Annotated in this window: 12 protein-coding genes, 2 pseudogenes and 1 other annotated feature; of the genes and pseudogenes, 4 read left to right on the top strand and 10 right to left on the bottom strand. The window is 42.7% G+C overall.

Features of this window, described 5'->3' with window-relative positions; all coding sequences use genetic code 11:
- Positions 1-40: 40 nt before the first annotated feature.
- Both A1232T_RS03505 and A1232T_RS03500 read right to left on the bottom strand, forming a co-directional pair.
- Positions 41-460: a PepSY domain-containing protein gene (locus A1232T_RS03505; RefSeq protein WP_077448081.1), complete on the bottom strand. Its 420-nt coding sequence runs from the start codon at positions 458-460 to the stop codon at positions 41-43.
- Positions 461-828: 368 nt separating this feature from the next.
- Positions 829-990: pseudogene (locus tag A1232T_RS03500) on the bottom strand (IS256 family transposase); the annotation flags it as partial.
- Positions 991-1,305: 315 nt separating this feature from the next.
- Here A1232T_RS03500 and A1232T_RS03495 point away from each other — a divergent pair.
- Positions 1,306-3,438, top strand: a complete 2,133-nt coding sequence (locus A1232T_RS03495) for an SWIM zinc finger family protein (RefSeq protein WP_077448080.1) — start codon at positions 1,306-1,308, stop codon at positions 3,436-3,438.
- A gap of 167 nt (positions 3,439-3,605) precedes the next feature.
- Here A1232T_RS03495 and A1232T_RS03490 read toward each other — a convergent pair.
- A protein-coding gene (locus A1232T_RS03490) for an IS3 family transposase (protein WP_425272054.1) occupies positions 3,606-4,771 on the bottom strand; the annotation gives its coding sequence in 2 pieces (ribosomal slippage) (positions 3,606-4,540 and positions 4,540-4,771; 1,167 coding nt in all).
- Positions 4,434-4,550 (bottom strand) — a sequence feature (AL1L pseudoknot). It overlaps the preceding gene by 117 nt.
- 34 nt (positions 4,772-4,805) lie before the next feature.
- On the opposite strand from A1232T_RS03490, the pseudogene A1232T_RS03475 reads away from it, so the two are divergent.
- Positions 4,806-6,096: pseudogene (locus A1232T_RS03475) on the top strand (IS3 family transposase).
- Positions 6,097-6,188: 92 nt separating this feature from the next.
- Here the strand turns inward: A1232T_RS03475 and A1232T_RS03470 are convergent.
- From A1232T_RS03470 to adh, 7 genes are all read right to left on the bottom strand, one after another.
- Complete coding sequence (locus A1232T_RS03470) at positions 6,189-7,259, bottom strand: CaiB/BaiF CoA transferase family protein (RefSeq protein ID WP_077448077.1); 1,071 nt, start codon at positions 7,257-7,259, stop codon at positions 6,189-6,191.
- Complete coding sequence (locus A1232T_RS03465; protein WP_077448076.1) at positions 7,252-9,462, bottom strand: 3-hydroxyacyl-CoA dehydrogenase NAD-binding domain-containing protein; 2,211 nt, start codon at positions 9,460-9,462, stop codon at positions 7,252-7,254. The genes A1232T_RS03470 and A1232T_RS03465 overlap by 8 nt, the downstream gene beginning before the upstream one ends.
- Positions 9,463-9,581: 119 nt before the next feature.
- Positions 9,582-10,790 (bottom strand): acetyl-CoA C-acetyltransferase, encoded by a 1,209-nt coding sequence (locus A1232T_RS03460; RefSeq protein WP_077448075.1) that lies wholly within the window; start codon positions 10,788-10,790, stop codon positions 9,582-9,584.
- 159 nt (positions 10,791-10,949) lie between these two features.
- Positions 10,950-12,101, bottom strand: coding sequence for an acyl-CoA dehydrogenase family protein (locus A1232T_RS03455; RefSeq protein ID WP_077448074.1), 1,152 nt, complete (start codon positions 12,099-12,101; stop codon positions 10,950-10,952).
- 192 nt (positions 12,102-12,293) lie between these two features.
- Positions 12,294-12,620 carry a DUF779 domain-containing protein gene (locus A1232T_RS03450; RefSeq protein ID WP_077448073.1) on the bottom strand — a complete coding sequence of 109 codons (327 nt, stop codon included), beginning with the start codon at positions 12,618-12,620 and terminating at the stop codon, positions 12,294-12,296.
- Positions 12,621-12,762: 142 nt separating this feature from the next.
- On the bottom strand, positions 12,763-13,791 hold the full coding sequence (adhP, locus tag A1232T_RS03445) for an alcohol dehydrogenase AdhP (RefSeq protein ID WP_077448072.1): 1,029 nt from the start codon (positions 13,789-13,791) through the stop codon (positions 12,763-12,765).
- Between the two features lie 129 nt (positions 13,792-13,920).
- Positions 13,921-15,447 carry an aldehyde dehydrogenase gene (adh, locus tag A1232T_RS03440; RefSeq protein ID WP_077448071.1) on the bottom strand — a complete coding sequence of 509 codons (1,527 nt, stop codon included), beginning with the start codon at positions 15,445-15,447 and terminating at the stop codon, positions 13,921-13,923.
- Positions 15,448-15,940: 493 nt separating this feature from the next.
- Between adh and A1232T_RS03435 the strand changes: the two genes are divergently transcribed.
- Positions 15,941-17,194 (top strand): NRAMP family divalent metal transporter, encoded by a 1,254-nt coding sequence (locus tag A1232T_RS03435; protein WP_095532723.1) that lies wholly within the window; start codon positions 15,941-15,943, stop codon positions 17,192-17,194.
- Between the two features lie 171 nt (positions 17,195-17,365).
- Entirely contained in the window at positions 17,366-18,625 is a 1,260-nt protein-coding gene (locus tag A1232T_RS03430; RefSeq protein WP_095532722.1) for an NRAMP family divalent metal transporter, read from the top strand.
- Positions 18,626-18,757 lie beyond the last annotated feature (132 nt).

The following is an 18,757-nucleotide window of genomic DNA, read 5'->3' as shown; positions in this document are numbered from 1 at the left end:
TAAGTATTAAAATAATATTTAAAAAGATGTTTGCAGTAATTTAGTCTTTTTCAATCTTAATGACATTTAGGTTGGGATAGCCGAGTTCAATTTCGTACTCTTGCCCGCCACGTTTGGCTTCAATCTCAAAAATACCACGGCCATTCTTTTCATCTAGTTCAATCTCATCAACACGATAACCCATTGATTGAACCTTTCTTACAGCCTGTCTTTTTATAGCAGGGTAACGAGCTTCTCGTTTAATTCTATCTTCAACATCATCGCCTTTATATTTCTTTTTATAGTCGTGCTTATACTTTCTATCATGATGTTTGTTGGTTTGGTGTCTATCATCCTTATAAATAGGACGATCACCATAGTCGTAATCAGGTGTCACAATACAGCCAGCTAGGCCACCAATTAACGTTGCCCCTATTGCCAGTGACAGCATTTTTTTAAGTACTGAATGATTAGCCTTCATTATGACATCTCCCTTGCTCGTTTTTTTAGGCGGTAAAATCGGTAAAATAAGTTTTGTAGTTATATTATACAAACGTTTAATAATAATACTCCATAATAGCCAACTATCCTTTATCCTAAATGTCTTGTTTGTTAATAAGTTGTAATCACCTATGGAGTCTTATGCATCTAGGGCTATCTGCTATTATTGTTGGCAGGAGAATGTTTTTATAAGGTTTATAGGAAGCTAAAGGTATGAGATGATAATTAGAGGTAATCTAGAAAATGAAATCCAACTAACAGAGTATATGCTAATTAGTTGCGCTGACAGTCAAGTTGATAAATAAAAATCGTTAAGAGAGCCCATCCCAGATTCTGTGTAACTGCAATTTAGATTAAATGCTTACTAACACGCTCATCGAACATAATCATAAAGCGATTAAGAGCAGACGTCCAGTTACGGATAGGCATCGACCACTTTTTAGAAGCCTGCTGAGTTGCTAGATAAACAACCTTAAACGCCGCTTGATCAGATGGGAATATCTTACGCTCGGTGTTTGTCAACATAGTTGTCACCATTTAATGAATTAGGCGACTCTCATTTCATCAAGTGTGGTTCGTAAGAAAAATTACTATTATGCCTTGTCCTTAGTCAGCTTTTTTGTTTTTTGTCGTGTATAGAGGGAATTGGTATAATATTGCTCTACCATTAGATAGATATTAATGATAAATTCGTCAAGTGGCATCTCATTGTCCTTGGTCTTCTTGGTCGAAAACTTTAAGGATAGTGAGGTGTCATTTTTTTCAACCCCTAAAAGTGTTGAGAGCGGGGTATTAACTATAAAGCTGTAAATAAAAGGGTACAAGATGGCACTTGGCAAGTTATCACGCTTTGAGAAGCTATTTAGAAATACTATCATCGAGCGTGGGTGTGACTATGAAAACATGGGGCGAGTGACTCAGCTATCAAAGCAAAGTGTCAGTACCCACGGTATAAAAACCAAGCAATATGTCTCTTATGTGATTGGCAGTCGTTCTTATCAAGTCAAGCTATTGCTCACAGATTTGCCAGATAAAGATATGGTGATTGAGTCTATGAGCTGCCAATGCCCTTATGATGATTATTGCAAGCATATGGTAGCAATGTTACTAAAAGTTCGTACGTTACAAGCAGGCGGTCAACTGCCTACAATCGACTCGGCGACTGGTATGGATTGTTATAATGATGTTGGAAGTGCTGAGGTGCTTGATGGCATAATTGATAAGGATAAGATGATACATTCCCTTGATGAAAAAGCACTGCGCAATTTCGTTCAGCATTGCTTTTTGCGTCATCCTGAGCTTATCGATGAATTGGTCATCTGGCACAGCCAGTATCAGGCAAAGGCCCATGAAAATAATGCCCATAGCAAAGTCAATACAAATGCCAGTGCCAAACAGGATTATGAGTTTTCTAATTTAAAAGACGAAAGAATCCAAGACATATCTTCCAAATACGAAAGCTTTGAGCATCACCCTATCGTTTTGCAGTCTTTATATCGTCAAATTGATAGCCTACTAGACTTAGATGATTATCAATTATATGGCTATGAACCTGATGTCAGTGAGCCTTTATATCAATTTGATATGTTGTTTAACCAGTTTACTACTCAGCCTCAATACCAACTTAGTATGGCAATATATTGGATGGATACGATACTCAGGCTGTATGATGAGTATCCCGACTCAGACTTATATGAGCCTGTTAATGTAGGTTTTGCCAAGCTTGGCAAAGTATTGTTTAATGTTGAAGATAATGACTATGGTATTGGATATTTGCCAGATTGGTCACAAGATTTTACGGTATACCATACCTACCTGCCTGATACCTTAATCACTGAGATAAAAGAGAAAATACAATACTGGCAATATGAAGGTGATATACGTCAAATCTCTGACAACTATCATATGGAACGATTGTACTTTGATTTATTTATTGCTAAGCAAGATTGGCTAGGTGCGGTTAATTTTTTAAACCAAAGTATCGAGAAGACCAAAATTTCCTCTTATAGGGATTTTGAGCTTAAAAACATGATGGTACTAAAAATTGGCTTATTAAATTATATTCATAATACGCCTAAGCTGGCTATTTATTCTAAGGTTGTTGAGCCTGTTGCCCAGCTGATAAAAGATTATCAACATCTGCCAGCCATTCGCCTTATGCTGATAAATAATGCCATGCAAGAAGGTAAGTTAGAAGATGCTATGAGCTTCATTGAAGAAGGCGTGAGGATAGCTAAGAGAAAAGATAGGGGTTATCATAGTGAGATAGAGGAATGGCAAATACAGTTTGTCAATATAGCCAGTCAGGCATTAAAAAATGACACATTACAAACTAAAAGGTACGATAAAGATAAGTTATTGACTATCTTGCGTGAGAACAGTAAAGCGTTAGCAATTGAAGCGAGTAGCGGTAGAATTAATGAGTCTTATTATCAACAATGGAAGGATAGCTATACAGAAACTGAATGGCAAAAAACTATCAAGGCGAAACAGGTAGAGTTACAACACAGCTTGCAACAAAGCATTGATAAAAGTATTAATGATGCACCTTCTATGAACTCATATTTTGCCCGTTCAACCTTTGACAGAAGTACCTATGCTGTATTAATTCAAATCTATGAACTAGAAAAACAAAGCGAAGCGCTATCAGCTTTGATTAAAGCTCATCCTGATATTTATTATATCAAGCGTTATCAAGATGAATTGATTGCTAATGATGCAAGTTGGTTGATAGATTTTTATCTACAACATTGGCAAAAATGTATTGAAAATGTCGGTGAACGCAAGCATTATCATGAGTTGGCACAGGATATTCAAATCATGTTAGAGGCACTTCCTGAGGGCAAAAAGGTATGGCAACCGATGGTCGCAGGATGGCAAGCCCGATTTAGTACTAAGCCAAGACGACCAGCCTTACTTGATGAGTTAAGTAAGATACGTTGGGGCAATGATGGTTAGATTTACTTTATCAATACAGTATATCCGCTACAATCGGCTAAGCACTTGCTGGTGTATGCTGAAAAAACCGTAGAGAAAAACTTGGTAAACTAAAGAAGACAAATAGGAGTTCACCATGACTAAGAAAGTGAACCGCCCCGACTTTATCGGAGGCTGATTTACTTGAGTCAGGCAGCAATGCCTGACAGGATTAAATTATCATAATACCGCTTTTCAAACTCAAAGGGCGACACATAACCAATCGTGCTATGCAGTCGTATTTTATTAAACCAATCCACCCATTCAAGGGTTGCCAGTTCAATATCATTGATACCAGTCCAGTTCTCCTTTAAATAGTCAATTACCTCAGATTTATAGAGTCCATTGACCGTTTCAGCCAGTGCATTATCGTATGAATCACCAGTCGTGCCGACAGAAGCTATGATACCAGAGTCACACATTTTGTCAGTATAGCGAATGGATAAGTACTGAACCCCTCGATCACTGTGATGAATGACATCCTTAGGGTTGTTCCTGTCTGCTATCGCCTGATTTAGCGCAGCCATAACCATATCCGTGTTCATGCGATTAGATACTTTCCAACCGACAATGCTACGGGCAAACACGTCAATAATAAAAGCAGTATATACCCAGCCGCTAGTTGTTTTTATATAGGTGAAGTCAGCTACCCATAGCTGATTGGGACGATGGGCATTAAAGTTACGATTGACTAGGTCATCAGCGCGTTTTTGGTCATCACGGCTGTTGGTGGTGATCTTGCCCTTACCGCGCCAGATGCCTTGCATACCATACTGCTTCATTAAACGCTCTACCGTACAACGAGCCACATGAATACCATCTGCCTTCATCTGCTGCCAGACTTTACGAACACCGTAACGGCATTTACTGTCCTGCCAGATGCGTTTAATCTCGCTGATATAATAGTCGTCATGCTGCTGACGCAACGAGCGCTTTTCAGGGCAACTCTCCAAGTCTTTAGTACGGTAGTAGGTTGATGGGGCAATCGGTAGTACTCTACATATTGGCTCGATCCCGTATTTCTGCTTGTGATCATCGATAAATTTGACCATTATTTCGGTGGACGGCCCTTCTCCGCCTGGGCGAAAAAAGCCGCTGCCTTACGTATGATCTCATTGGCCTGTTTGAGTTCTCTGCATTCACGTTCAAGATCTTTAATACGTTGCTCTTGGCTTTGAGCTTGTACCGATGCAGGGATAGTTTGATCTATATGCTTCTTGTGCCATGAGCGCAGGGTTTCAGGCGTGCAGCCAATCTTAGGGGCAATGGCTTGAATAGCTGACCATGTGGCAGGAGTGTAGGTTTGTCTTTTCATTGTCGTATTCTCTCAGAATATTAAGTCTCTGACAATACCGGGGCGGTTCAAAGTTAAGAGATATAGTGAAGAATTTAAAGCAGAAGCGGTCAAAGCAATAGAAGATAATGGTGGCAATGTCAGTGCCACAGCAAGGCAGTTAGGGCTACCAATGCAAACGCTAGCTAATTGGCAACGGAAAGCTAATCAAGGTAAGCTCAAAGGTACTAAACAGTTTGATTCTGAATTAATGGCCGTTATTGAAGAGAATAAGCGTTTAAGGCGAGAGTTGAAGATTGCACAAGAAGAGCGAGAGATACTAAATGAGGAGGAATGAAGCGAAGCACTGCTTCGCCCCGACGCAAGACGAGAGCTATGCTCGAGTGGGGCCACGGCGTACTTTGCAAGGAACGGTCAGTAAGGTACGCCTTTATTGACCATCACAAATATGAATTTAGCATTACCAGCATGTGTAAAATCCTTGATATCAAACCATCAAGCTACTATGACTGGACGAAGCGTGATATCAGTGCTCAGCAAATACATCGTAACCGCTGTGAACTGCTTGTAAAAGCTGCTCACAGTGAAACCAAAGAGCGATATGGTTATCAGCGTCTACACGCACATTTAAGTGAACAAGGGCACGATGTCAGCAAGTATATGGTACGTAGTATCAAGGAAGAACATGACATCAAATGTAGACGTCATAAGCGCTTTAAAGTGACAACAGACTCAGACCATAACAAGCGAATCTATCCTAATTTGCTTAAACAACAATTTGGCGTTAATCGTCCTAATTGTGCATGGGTCAGTGATATCACCTATATCTGGACAGATGAGGGCTGGCTTTATTTGGCAGGCGTCAAAGACTTGTATACCAAAGAACTGGTTAGCTACGCTATCGATAAACGCATGAAAGCAGATTTAGTCTGTAGAGCCTTAAATAAAGCAATCAAGGATAAACGACCTAGCCAAGGTCTTATTGTGCATTCAGATAGAGGTAGTCAGTATTGCAGCGATGATTATCGCAAAATCATCAGTAAATACGGTTTTAAAGGATCTATGAGTGCTAAAGGCAACTGTTATGATAACGCGCCAATAGAGAGCTTCTGGGGCGTTTTAAAGAATGAGTTGGTATATCATCATAATTACACAACTCGATTTGAGGCTATCAACAGTATCATCAAATATATTGAGTTTTATTACAATGAGGAGCGATTAGCAAAGCACTGCTTTGCAGCGACGCAAGGTGAGAGCTATGCTCGAGTGGAACGAGGATTCAGCAAGATTTAGGTATGAGATCGCCAAGACAGGTTTGGGTTGATTTCTACCGTCAGGCTGCGTAATTAAAATCTCCCAAGTTTAGGTGTACGGATTTGACGGCAGGGGTCAATTATGGCTATGCTCAATTAACTGTCTCACCTCATATCAGTGCGGCTTACCCAACCACCTGCCAGCCTGCCGTCGCTTTATACTCATCTTGATGTGCAAACAAAGGATGCGCCTCAGCCTCAGCTAACGTCAATACAGGGGTGACACACACATCCGTATCATTAAACACTTGTTGCCAATGGGCTAAAGGCTGGCTAGCAAAGGTTGCCGTGACAGTTTTAATAGCCTCGATACTCGCCGGCATGCTAGGTAATACGCCAAGTTGCCAATGCACTTCTTTAAGCTTAGGTAACTCCAACACATCACATAGCTCTTGCCAAAACTTAAGCTCAAGTGAGCCGACAGCCATATAGCGATTATCTGACGTTTTGTATAACCGGTAACATGGCAGTACACCGCCTAAAAAGTCATGCTGCGGCTTTGGGGTTTCACCGGTCATTTGTTCAATGAGCTTGCCAGTGGCCTTAGGCATAACCAGATGATGATATAAGCTGTGCGTCATACTGACATTGATATGACGGCCTTTACCGGTTGCTCTGGCAGACAGTACAGCAGCGAGTAGTGCAATAATCGCGGTATCACTACCACCTGCCAAATCAGCAAACTGTACGTTGGGCATAGATTGCCCGCCCTCTGCGGTCTTTAATTGATCAAGTACACCGCTCATCGCCATAAAGTTAATGTCATGCCCTGCCTTTTGGCTCCAGTCGTGAGTGATGTGCTCTCCATCAGCGAAGCCATAACCGGTAATTGAGACCATAACCAATTTAGGGTTCAGTGCTTGTAAAACATCGCTCCTTAGCCCAATTGCATCAAGCACACCGGGGCGAAAGCTATCCAGCATGACATCGGCATCTTTGAGATGTTGTTTAATCAACTCGAGGCCCTCCCGGCTACGAAAATCAATCTTGATGCACTGTTTGCCATGGTTAAGCGAGCTGAATATATCTCCAAAAGCACGAGCTGGATCGCCTTGTAATGGCTCAATCTTGATAATCTCTGCGCCCAAATCAGCCAATAATCGAGTAGCAAAAGGTCCAGGTAGATTACGGGTTAAATCAACCACTTTAATATCAGTTAAGCAGTCAGCCATTTGAGTTAACAATGTATTAGTCATGACTCTCTCCACCACCAACTACATCACCAAAAGTTTTACCAGACTCTGCCATATCGACTAAAATCTTGGCAGGTGCAAATCGTTCACCATAAGCTTCCGCAAGCTCTCGAGAGTGCTGAACAAAATGCTCAACACCGACTGAATTAATAAATTGCAGCGTGCCACCATGATTTGGCGCAAACCCCCAACCAAACAGTGAACCCACATTGGCATCAGCTACCGAACGTACCACGTTTTCTTCATAGCATTTTGCAGATTCATTGGCTTGAATATATAGCAGGCGATCTATCAGCTCTTGTTGCTCAGGTTGATTGTCACTAACAGGATAATGGGTGGTTAGCTCAGGCCATAAGTGCTTGTCACTGCCTTCAAGATAGTCATAAAACCCTTTACTTGTTTTTTTTCCTTCACGACCAAACTCATTGACCATCTTTTTAATCACAGCATGTGCAGGATGCTCATTTAAGGATTTTCCTTCTGCTTCTAATGCCTGTTGTGCTTGCTCTCTAACCTTTAATGATAAACTTAAAGAAACCTCATCTTGTAGTGCCAAAGGCGGCATAGGCATACCCGCTTTTAAGCCTGCCACTTCAATACTGCGAGGATGCACGCCCTCGCTGAGCATGGCGATGCCCTCTGAGACATAGGTGCCAAAGACACGAGAGGTATAAAATCCGCGACTGTCATTAACCACTATGGGTGTTTTCCCAATTTGGGTGACAAAATCAAAGGCTTTAGCCAATGTAGCCTCATCTGTTTGCTCGCCGACGATGATTTCTACCAATGGCATCTTATCGACAGGTGAGAAAAAGTGTAATCCGATAAATTGATTGGGTCGCTTACTGGCCTTTGCTAAGCTAGTAATAGGTAATGTTGAGGTATTTGATGCATATAAAGCGGAATCAGCAATCACTGCCTCAGCTTGAGCAGTACACTCAGCTTTTACTTTAATGTCTTCAAATACTGCTTCTATAACCAGCTCGCAGTCTTTAAGATCCTCATAACTGGTGGTTGGTTGAATAAGCGCTAATAAAGCTTGTTTTTTAGCGTCTGCTGAGCGGCCACGACTAATGGCTTTATCTAACAGCTTAGTTGAGTAACCTTTTCCTTTTTCAGCATTCTCCAAGCTGCTGTCTAATAGCACCACCTCAATGCCAGCCTTAGCAGCGACGTATGCAATGCCTGCGCCCATCATGCCAGCACCGAGTATCCCTACTTTAGAGATCTTATTGCGCTCAAAACCTGCAGGTCGAGATTGTCCCTTTTTAATACTATTGAGCTGAGTCCATAAGGTATTAATCATATTTTTGGATTCAGGTGACAATACACACGCTGCAAAATAACGCGATTCAATCTCAAGACCATTATCAATATCAGTCAGACATCCTTCAAACACGCTCGATAAGATATGAGTGACTGCAGGATAATTGCCATGGGATTTTTGATTGGCCATGGCAGGCGCTACAGACAATACTTGCACCGACTTTGGATGAGTGCTGTTACCATCAGGGATTTTAAAGCCTTTATTGTCCCATGGCTGGCGAGCCTCAGGATGGTCTTTAATCCACTGCTTGGCTTGGTCAATTAAATCAGCTTTGTCTGTTGCTAGGGCATCAATTAGACCGGCTTCTAATGCTTGCTTCGGACGCAGTGCTTTGCCTTGAGTCATTAGCTCGACGGCTTTTTGAATACCGATAAGACGCGGTAATCTTTGGGTACCGCCACCCCCTGGCAAAAGGCCAAGCTTAACTTCGGGCAGTCCAAGCTGCGTTTTGGATGAATCGATAGCAATACGATGATGACAGGCTAACGCAAGCTCTAACCCGCCGCCTAATGCGGTACCGGTTATGGCGGCCACAACGGGTTTGTTTGCTGTTTCTAATTTGCGCAGACTGTGCTTTAAATCCTCTACCAAATCAAATGCCTGCTCTGCGGTTTCCACCTCTGACAATCTATCAATATCGGCACCCACCACAAAAGTGGACTTGCCTGAGGTTAAGATTAAGCCTTTGGCTTCTTCATCGGTAATAAAGGCATCGGTTAAGGCAGCAAAGGCTTCATTAAAGCCATCACCAATGACGTTCATTTTTCGGTCGGTCTGATCAATAGTAACGGTGACAATACCGTCGTCTAACTCAGTTGAAAAATGAGGGGCTGAAAAATCTGATAATTTATTAATAGCCATTGTGCTACTTGTGCTCATGGTATATCCCTATATTTTTACTGTTATCCGTATCTTGTGCTATCTCATCACATTTAAGAAAAATGAGAGTGATTAGCTAGTGGCTGACTACTGCAGTTGAAAGCGTTCAATAATGGCCGTTAAACACGCTCGATAATGGTCGCAATACCCATACCACCACCAACACAAAGCGTAATCATCGCTGTATTTAAGTCACGACGCTCAAGCTCATCTAGTACGGTAGTTAATAGCATGGCACCGGTTGCACCCAGTGGATGTCCCATTGCAATGGCGCCGCCATTGACGTTTACTTTATCCAAATCAACGTTTAAATCGGCAGCGGTATTCATCGGAATAGACGCAAAGGCCTCGTTAATCTCCCATAGGTCAATATCGTCTGGAGTCATGCCTGCCTTAGCAAGCGCCTTTTGGCAGGCAGGTGTTGGACCTGTTAGCATAATTGTCGGCTCTGAACCTATCACAGAAGCCATGGTAATCTTAGCCCGAGGTTTTAAACCGGCTTTCTCACCAGCTGATTTATTACCCACCAGACACAGCGCTGAACCATCCACAATACCTGATGAGTTGCCGGCATGATGCACATGGTTAACACGCTCGATGGTGGTGTATTTATCCAAAATAACGCTATCAAAGCCCATAGCGCCCAGCTTGGCAAATGAGGGATTTAATTTTGCTAAGGTTTCAACAGAGGTATTAGGGCGAATGGTTTCGTCTTTATCGAGCAACAGCATGCCATTTAAGTCGGTCACAGGCACAACCGAGTTATCGTAATATCCCTTCTCCCACGCATTGGCCGCTCGTCTATGAGATTCAGCCGCAAAAGCATCCACATCCGTTCGGCTAAAGCCACGCAGTGTCGCAATGGTATCTGCGCCAATACCTTGAGGCACATACTGGGTGACGTCATTGACTCTGGGATCCATATACCAAGCACCGCCATCTGAGCCCATAGCAACGCGGCTCATAGACTCCACGCCGCCTGCCACCACCATATCCTCCATACCGGACATAACTTTGGTGGCTGCTAAGTTGATTGACTCAAGACCCGAGGCGCAAAAACGAGACAAGGTCACGCCAGCCACACTTTGATGCCAGCCAGCATCAATGACCGCAATACGCGCAATATCCGAGCCTTGTTCGCCCACAGGTGTGACACAGCCAAGCACCACGTCATCTACCAAACTGGTATCTAAATTGTGGCGCTGCTGCATTTCTTTTAATAAGGTGCGGACCAGCCAAATCGGGCTGGCTTGGTGAAGTGAGCCATCCTTTTTACCCCTGCCACGAGGCGTACGAATGGCATCATAAATATAGGCAACTTGCGTCATAAAAATCCCTTTATTACTTTCCCTAATACACTGACCACTTTAAATAGATCAATCAATGCATTAGGGTTTATTTAAACAGTAAATCCATTTAATGTTTCGATGATAATGTTCAAGCTACTATAAACACTATAATTAAATATAAAGCTTGTTTGATAAAGACTACATATAGCGTGAGGCCAGCTCTTTCATAATCTCGTTAGTGCCGCCGTAAATCTTCTGCACGCGCGCATCGGCAAACAAACGAGCGATTGGATATTCTTTCATGTACCCATAGCCGCCAAATAACTGTAAGCACTCATCAATAACTTTGCACTGCTTTTCAGTGACCCAGTATTTAATCAGTGAGGCTTGTGCCGCGGTTAACGTATCGTCCATTAAGGCGCTAATGGCTGAATCACACAGACTCTTGGCAGCTAAGTAATCGGCCTGACATTCGGCTAACTTAAAGCGGGTATTTTGGAAACTCCAAATAGGTTTGCCGAATGCTTCACGTTGTTTGACGTAATCGAGGGTGAGCTCAATGGCAAGTTTCATGGCACCGACACCGCTAATAGCAATGATTAAGCGCTCACGTGGCAGCTCTTGCATCATTTGGATAAAGCCCAGGCCTTCTGTGTCGCCTAATAGGTTGGATTGTGGCACACGCACATTGCTAAAAAACAGCTCTGAGGTATCTTGCGAGCTCATACCGACTTTGTCTAAATTTCGGCCACGCTCAAAGCCCTCTAACCCATCTGTTTCGACCACGATAAGTGATACGCCTTTTGCACCCAATTCACGGTCTGTTTTGCAGGCCAGTACAATTAAGTTGGCGTGTTGGCCATTGGTGATAAAGGTTTTTGAGCCGTTAATGATGTAGTCATCACCGTCTTTTACGGCGTAGGTTTTGATATTTTGCAGGTCAGAGCCTGTGGTGGGTTCAGTCATGGCAATGGCAGCGACATATTCGCCTGAGGCCATTTTTGGAAGCCATTTTTTCTTTTGTTCTTCTGTGCCGTGCTTGAGGATATAAGGGGCGACAATACCTGAGTGAACTTGCCCGCCAAAACCTGATTGGTTGGCTTGAGCTTGTGCCAATAGCAACATGGCCTCATGACCAAAGTCGCCACCGCCGCCGCCATACTGCTCTGGTACTGAAGCACATAAAAAGCCCATCTCACCGGCTTCATTCCAAGCGGTACGGGCGATTTTGCCATCTTCACGCCATTGCTCGTCTTTTTCTTCCCAGCTTTTGAACATCTTTAAGGCACTGTCGTATACCATTTCATGTTCTTCAGTTGCCCAGTTACTTTTGAAAGGTTCTATAGTCATATCGTCATCCTTAACGAGTGGTTTAGGTTATAAAGTGATTTTATTCAACATTCATAGTATGAAAATAGATAAGGCTAAGCAATGAGTTAATAAAAACGATGCGTTCATTATCGTTTTAATCTGAATTTATATCGTCTTAAAACAATACCAAATAACGACAAGCAGCAGTCAATATCGGCAACTAAACAATATTTATCGCTCACAAATCTCAGAGCGCACAATAAATCGTTTGCCCTCTGGTATCTCTAGAGAGAAACTGGCACCACGGCCATTAACTACATCGATGGTCAGGTCAGTATGCTGCCATAATTCATGTTGTGCTTTGCCCATGTAAAAAGGACAACCGCCAATTTCACCGACTAAAATATCCTGCCCACCGACCTTAAACTCTCCTAGCGGATAGCACATGGGTGAGCTGCCATCACAGCATCCTCCTGATTGATGAAACATTAATTCGCCATGCTTAGACTTTAAAAGCTCTATAAGCTCTAGTGCTGCTTGGGTTGCGTCTACTTTCATATCAATATCCTTTTGATAAAAAAAGCCATATCGCTTTATACGCATGCAACGAATGACAGTGCGATAAAACGATACGGCCTATTGTTGTGATGATTTATTAGTATAAGTGCTAATAAATCATGCCTCTAATGAATGCTAAACGCTACTTGGAGTAATCAATAACAATTCGACCCTCGATCTTACCCTCACGCATACGATCAAAAATATCGTTAATATTTTCAAGCGGCTCAGCAGCTACGGTTGCTTTCACCTTACCTGCAGCTGCCATATCCAGTGATTCTTGTAAGTCCAAACGCGTACCTACAATTGAGCCTCTAATGGTAATACCATTTAGAACCGTATCAAAAATAGAAACTGGGAAATCGCCAGTAGGCAGACCATTACAAACCAATGTACCGCCGCGGCGTAGCATAGCTTGCGCTTGATCAAATGCTTTAGCAGAAACTGCGGTAACTAAAGCACCATGTGCACCGCCAATCTCTTGTTGTAGATACTCACCTGGGTCGGTGTTTTTGGCATTAACGGTCACTTTTGCGCCCAGTCGTTTAGCGAAGTCTAGTTTCTCATCATCAATATCTACCGCTGCAACGTTTAACCCCATAGCAATCGCGTATTGAACTGCCATATGTCCCAGTCCGCCAATACCAGATATCACCACCCAATCGCCTGGTTTGGTATCCGTCATCTTAAGACCTTTATATACGGTGACACCGGCACATAACACAGGAGCGATTTCAACAGAGTCGACACCTTCAGGGATAATACCGACGTAGTTGGCGTCTGCTAGCACATACTCTGAAAAACTACCGTTTACTGAGTAGCCAGAGTTTTCTTGTTTTTCACAAAGCGTCTCCCAGCCACCTAAACAGTGAGTACAATGCCCGCAAGCCGAGTACAGCCATGGCACACCAACGCGGTCGCCTTTTTTAACATGATGAACGTTATCACCTACTTCGGTAATAATACCTACCCCTTCGTGACCTGGAATAAACGGCGGATTGGGTTTAACTGGCCAATCACCTTCGACTGCATGAAGATCGGTATGACAAACGCCTGATGCTTCCATTTTTACAACAATCTGACCAGGGCCCGCGGTTGGGATATCAACTTCTTCAATCTGTAATGGCTGTTTGAACTCATGTAAAACAGCTGCTTTCATTTTATTAGACATATTGCTTCTCCTTGTAAATGCATAACGTATTAATCACGCTTGGTATTAAAAGGTGCTTTACAGACTAATCTGTAAAGCAGTTTGTCACTTACTTAGTACTTACCACTTACTTTAGAACTTACAGCTAGTTTAGAAAAAGCCCATCGCTTTGGTGCTATACGACACCAGCATGTTTTTGGTTTGCTGATAATGATCTAGCATCATTAAATGGTTTTCACGGCCAATACCGGATTGCTTATAGCCGCCGAATGCTGAGTGAGCTGGGTACACGTGGTAGCAGTTGGTCCATACGCGGCCGGCTTGAATACCACGGCCAAAGCGGTAGGCTTTATGAACATTACGTGTCCAAATACCAGCACCTAGACCATAAAGTGTATCGTTAGCAATTTGCATTGCTTCTTCGTCATCTTTGAAGGTCGTCACTGACAATACCGGTCCAAAAATCTCTTCTTGGAAAATACGCATGTCGTTAGTGCCCTCAAAAATGGTCGGCTTCACGTAATAACCGCCTTTGGTCTCATCATCACGCTGATCTTGCTCACCACCAACCAGTACTTTCGCGCCTTCTTTTTTACCAATATCTAAGTAAGATAGGATTTTCTCTAGCTGATCTGAGCTGGCTTGTGCCCCAACCATAGTTTCTGTATCAAGTGGATTACCAAGCTTAATGGCATTGACACGCTCAATACAGCGCTTGATAAACTCATCATAGATACTCTCATGAACTAAAGCACGTGATGGACAAGTACATACCTCACCTTGGTTAAGCGCAAACATCACAAGGCCTTCAACTGCCTTATCTAAGAAATCATCATCTTCATCCATCACATCGGCAAAGAAGATGTTTGGGCTTTTACCACCAAGCTCTAGCGTAACTGGGATAATGTTTTCACTGGCGTATTGCATAATCAGGCGACCAGTTGTGGTTTCACCGGTGAACGCAACTTTGCTGATACGTGGGTTGGATGCTAGTGGCTTGCCGGCCTCAACACCAAAACCATTAACAATATTTAGTACGCCTTTTGGTAGAAGATCAGCAATACCAATAGTCTCTAGCATATATAAGATAGACGCTGGCGTCTGCTCAGCAGGTTTTAATACAATACAGTTACCGGCAGCTAACGCAGGGGCAATTTTCCAAATTGCCATTAGTAGTGGGAAGTTCCAAGGGATAATCTGACCCACCACCCCTAGAGGCTCATGGAAGTGATAAGCAACGGTATCGTCATCAATTTGGCTAATTCCGCCCTCTTGTGCACGAATCGCACCAGCAAAATAACGCAGATGATCAACCGCTAAAGGAATATCTGCCGCTAAGGTTTCGCGAACGGGCTTACCGTTTTCATAACACTCGGCCACAGCGATTTGCTCAAGATGCTCTTCCATCTTGTCAGCCATTTTAAGCAAAATATTTGAGCGCTCAGTGACACTGGTTTTACCCCAAGCATCTTTAGCAGCATGAGCAGCATCTAGTGCTTTTTCGATATCAGCCGCTTTTGAGCGAGCGACTTGGCAAATGACTTTACCATCAACTGGACTGGTATTTTCGAAATACTCACCATCAACGGGAGCAACCCATTCTCCGCCAATAAAGTTGTCATATTTTTCGCGGAATTTTACCAAGCTGTTCTCGGTATTCGGGGTTTGGTATAGCATGTAACGCTCCTTGTTCTCATTATTTATTATGCTTTAGATTTTAAAGCCCTTACTAAGGCGCAATTTCCGTTGCGCACTCGCTCCATCGTACTGACTAATCAAGCCAAGTAAAAGTTCCGAATAGTATGCAGTGCTAGTCATATTGATAATTATTAGTTATGGTATTATTTTATTGCAGATGACTGGGTTATATAAGCCTATTGATGCTCATATGCACAGGCAGTTTTAAAAGGAAGTTAAGCTTTTCATTTAAATGGATTTTATTTGACTGTACGGTGTCTTAAGACAGCCTTTAGCTTGGCTATTCAAGTGTGTGATTTTTGCTGAACACCCATAACTAAAAGGCAGTCGACACATAGCAAATTGTGATTGGTCTGAATAATATACGTGATAGTATATTCAGCTTTTATGAACTGACAGCACAGCTATCTTTTAATTTTATTGTATATCTGGTCAGCCAAACTCCCATTACAACTACTCATTAGAGGTCTTTATGAGCACAGCATCTCCAAATCACGGGAAGCTAAACTGGCGTATTTTTGGGCCAGGTATCCTATTAGCAACGGGCGCAGTTGGCGGCTCTCACCTTATTTCATCAACCCAAGCGGGTGCGATATATGGTTGGCAGCTGGCCGTTATGATTGTTCTTGCCAACTTCTTTAAATATCCCTTCTTTAGATTTAGTACCGATTATGTGTATGACACGGGCGAATCTCTTATTGCCGGTTATGCTAAAAAATCGCGTGTGTATCTTTGGCTATATACGATCTTGTTATTAGCGTCTGCACTAATCAGCGTTGGTGCCGTTGCCTTATTAGCTACAGTCATCTTAGGCTTTATGCTTCCAGAAAGTTTAAGCCTATCTATGACAACGTTGTCGTTTATTGTTATGAGTGTCTCTTGGTTATTCTTGGTAATGGGGCATTACAAGGTGCTAGACCGTTTTAACAAATGGATCATGGCCGCACTTATTATCAGCACCATTTTGGCAGTATTTATTGCAGCACGTAACCCCACTGAAATAGCGACAGACTTTGTGGCAATATCACCTTGGAATATGGCCTCACTGGGTTTCATTGTCGCACTAATGGGCTGGATGCCAGCACCACTTGAGTTTGCTGCTATGACGTCTATGTGGACCAAAGAAAAAGTGAAGACGGACCACACCACGCACAGACAAGGTTTGATCGACTTTAATGCCGGTTATATCTCAAGTGCTATTTTGGCCATTCTGTTTTTAGCCCTTGGTGTGTTCGTTCAGTATGGCTCAGGTACTGAAATTCAGACCCAAGGTGGTGCCTACATTACTCAGCTGATGAACATGTATACCGCAACCATTGGCGATTGGTCTAAGTACTTGGTCTCTTTTGTGGCGTTTATGGTGATGTTTGGCACCATCATTGCGTGTGCTGACGGTTATGGTCGTTCGATTGCTGAAGGCATGCGTCTGATTAATAACAACCCTAATGAAGCCTCTCAAAAATCTATCTTTTGGTGGACTACTTTTTCAGCATTGGGCGGGTTTATTCTAATCACCTTCTTCAAAGGTCAGCTGGGCATGATGCTGCAATTTGCCATGATCTCGGCATTTGTCTTAGCCCCAGTATACGGCTGGTTAAACTACTCCCTGGTTAAGAGTCACAAGAAGCTATCTACAGCGATGACGGTTTACAGTATTTCGGGCCTGATATTCTTAGGTGCGGTTGCGCTATTGTTTATGGCCCAGCTATTGGGTCTGCTAAGTTAATTTAGTTGCAGACATAGCAAATTAATGGCTATTCTATTAGCCGAAAATACTGACTTAAATTTTCACTTTATTGCCTTTAGCGATGCATAATAAAAAAACTGATGAAAGTTTGAAACGCTAAAGGCTTAAAGACTTATTTGGATTAAAAATATATGTTAAGGACGCATGTTTATGAATAACAGTGGAGTAGCTGAAAAAGCACCCAGTGGTGTTAACTGGAAAGCCTTTGGCCCAGGTATTTTATTAGCGACAGCTGCTATCGGTGGCTCGCATTTGATCTCATCGACTCAGGCTGGGGCAATGTACGGCTGGCAGTTAGCGATTATGATTATTTTGGCTAACTTTTTTAAGTATCCCTTCTTTAAGTTTGGCACTGATTATGTCTATGAAACGGGCGAATCTTTAGTTGCTGGATATGCAAAAAAATCAAAAATTTATTTGTGGGCCTTTTTTATATTGTCCATTGCAGCCTCAGTTATTAGTACCGGCGCAGTGGCGTTGTTAGCTGCCGTTATTCTAGGGTTCATGCTACCTGAAAGCCTTGGATTATCCACCACGACCTTATCGTTAATTGTTATGGTTGTCTCTTGGTTATTCCTTATCCTAGGGCATTATAAAATGCTCGATAGGGTTACCAAATGGATCATGGTGGCATTGACTGTGGCGACCTTAGCGGCCGTTATGATTGCTTCTGGCAAGCCTACTGCCATCTCACCAGACTTTGTTGCCACCTCACCTTGGAATATGGCGACCTTAGGCTTTATCGTGGCATTAATGGGCTGGATGCCAGCACCGCTTGAGTTCTCTGCCATTAACTCAATGTGGATTTCTGCGAAGGTTAAAAACGACCAGACCACGCACCGTCAAGGCTTAATTGACTTTAATGTCGGCTTTATTGCTACCTCTGTTTTGGCTTTGTTATTCTTAGCCCTGGGTGTATTTGTTCAGTATGGCTCTGGTGTAGAAATTCAGACCCAAGGTGGTGCTTATGTCGATCAGCTGATTAACATGTACACAGCCACCATTGGTGAATGGGCAAGATTGTTGGTCGCCTTTATTGCCTTTATGGTGATGTTTGGAACCACTATTACCTGTGCTGATGGCTATGGCCGCGTGAACGCTGAAAGCTGGCGTTTGGTAAAAGGCGATCTAGAGGTTTCGCAAAAGCAAATTCTAGCTTGGACTACATACTGTGTTTGGGGCGGGTTTATTATTATTACCTTCTTCACAGGTCAGTTAGGCGCTATGCTTAAATTTGCTATGATCACAGCTTTCGTATCTGCTCCCATCTTTGGTTGGTTAAACTACTCTCTTGCCAAAAACCATCAGCAGTTATCTTCAGGCATGAAGCTGTATAGTATTGCCGGTCTAATCTTCTTAGGCGGTATTGCGCTATTATTTATGGCTCAGCTATTAGGGATGATTGATTAATCTGCGGTTAAGGATTGTCTTTCATAACCCACTAAACATAAGATGAATTATCTAGAGCTGCTTTGAATTCAAAGCAGCTCTATTTTTTTAACTCACAGAACAAGCGTTGTAAAATTGCTGTTGTATCAGCTA

Source organism: Psychrobacter pasteurii (genome assembly GCF_900162815.1).
Lineage (GTDB): Bacteria > Pseudomonadota > Gammaproteobacteria > Pseudomonadales > Moraxellaceae > Psychrobacter > Psychrobacter pasteurii.
Note: the sequence above shows the minus strand (reverse complement) of the source record. Positions and strands in the feature narration are given on the sequence as shown.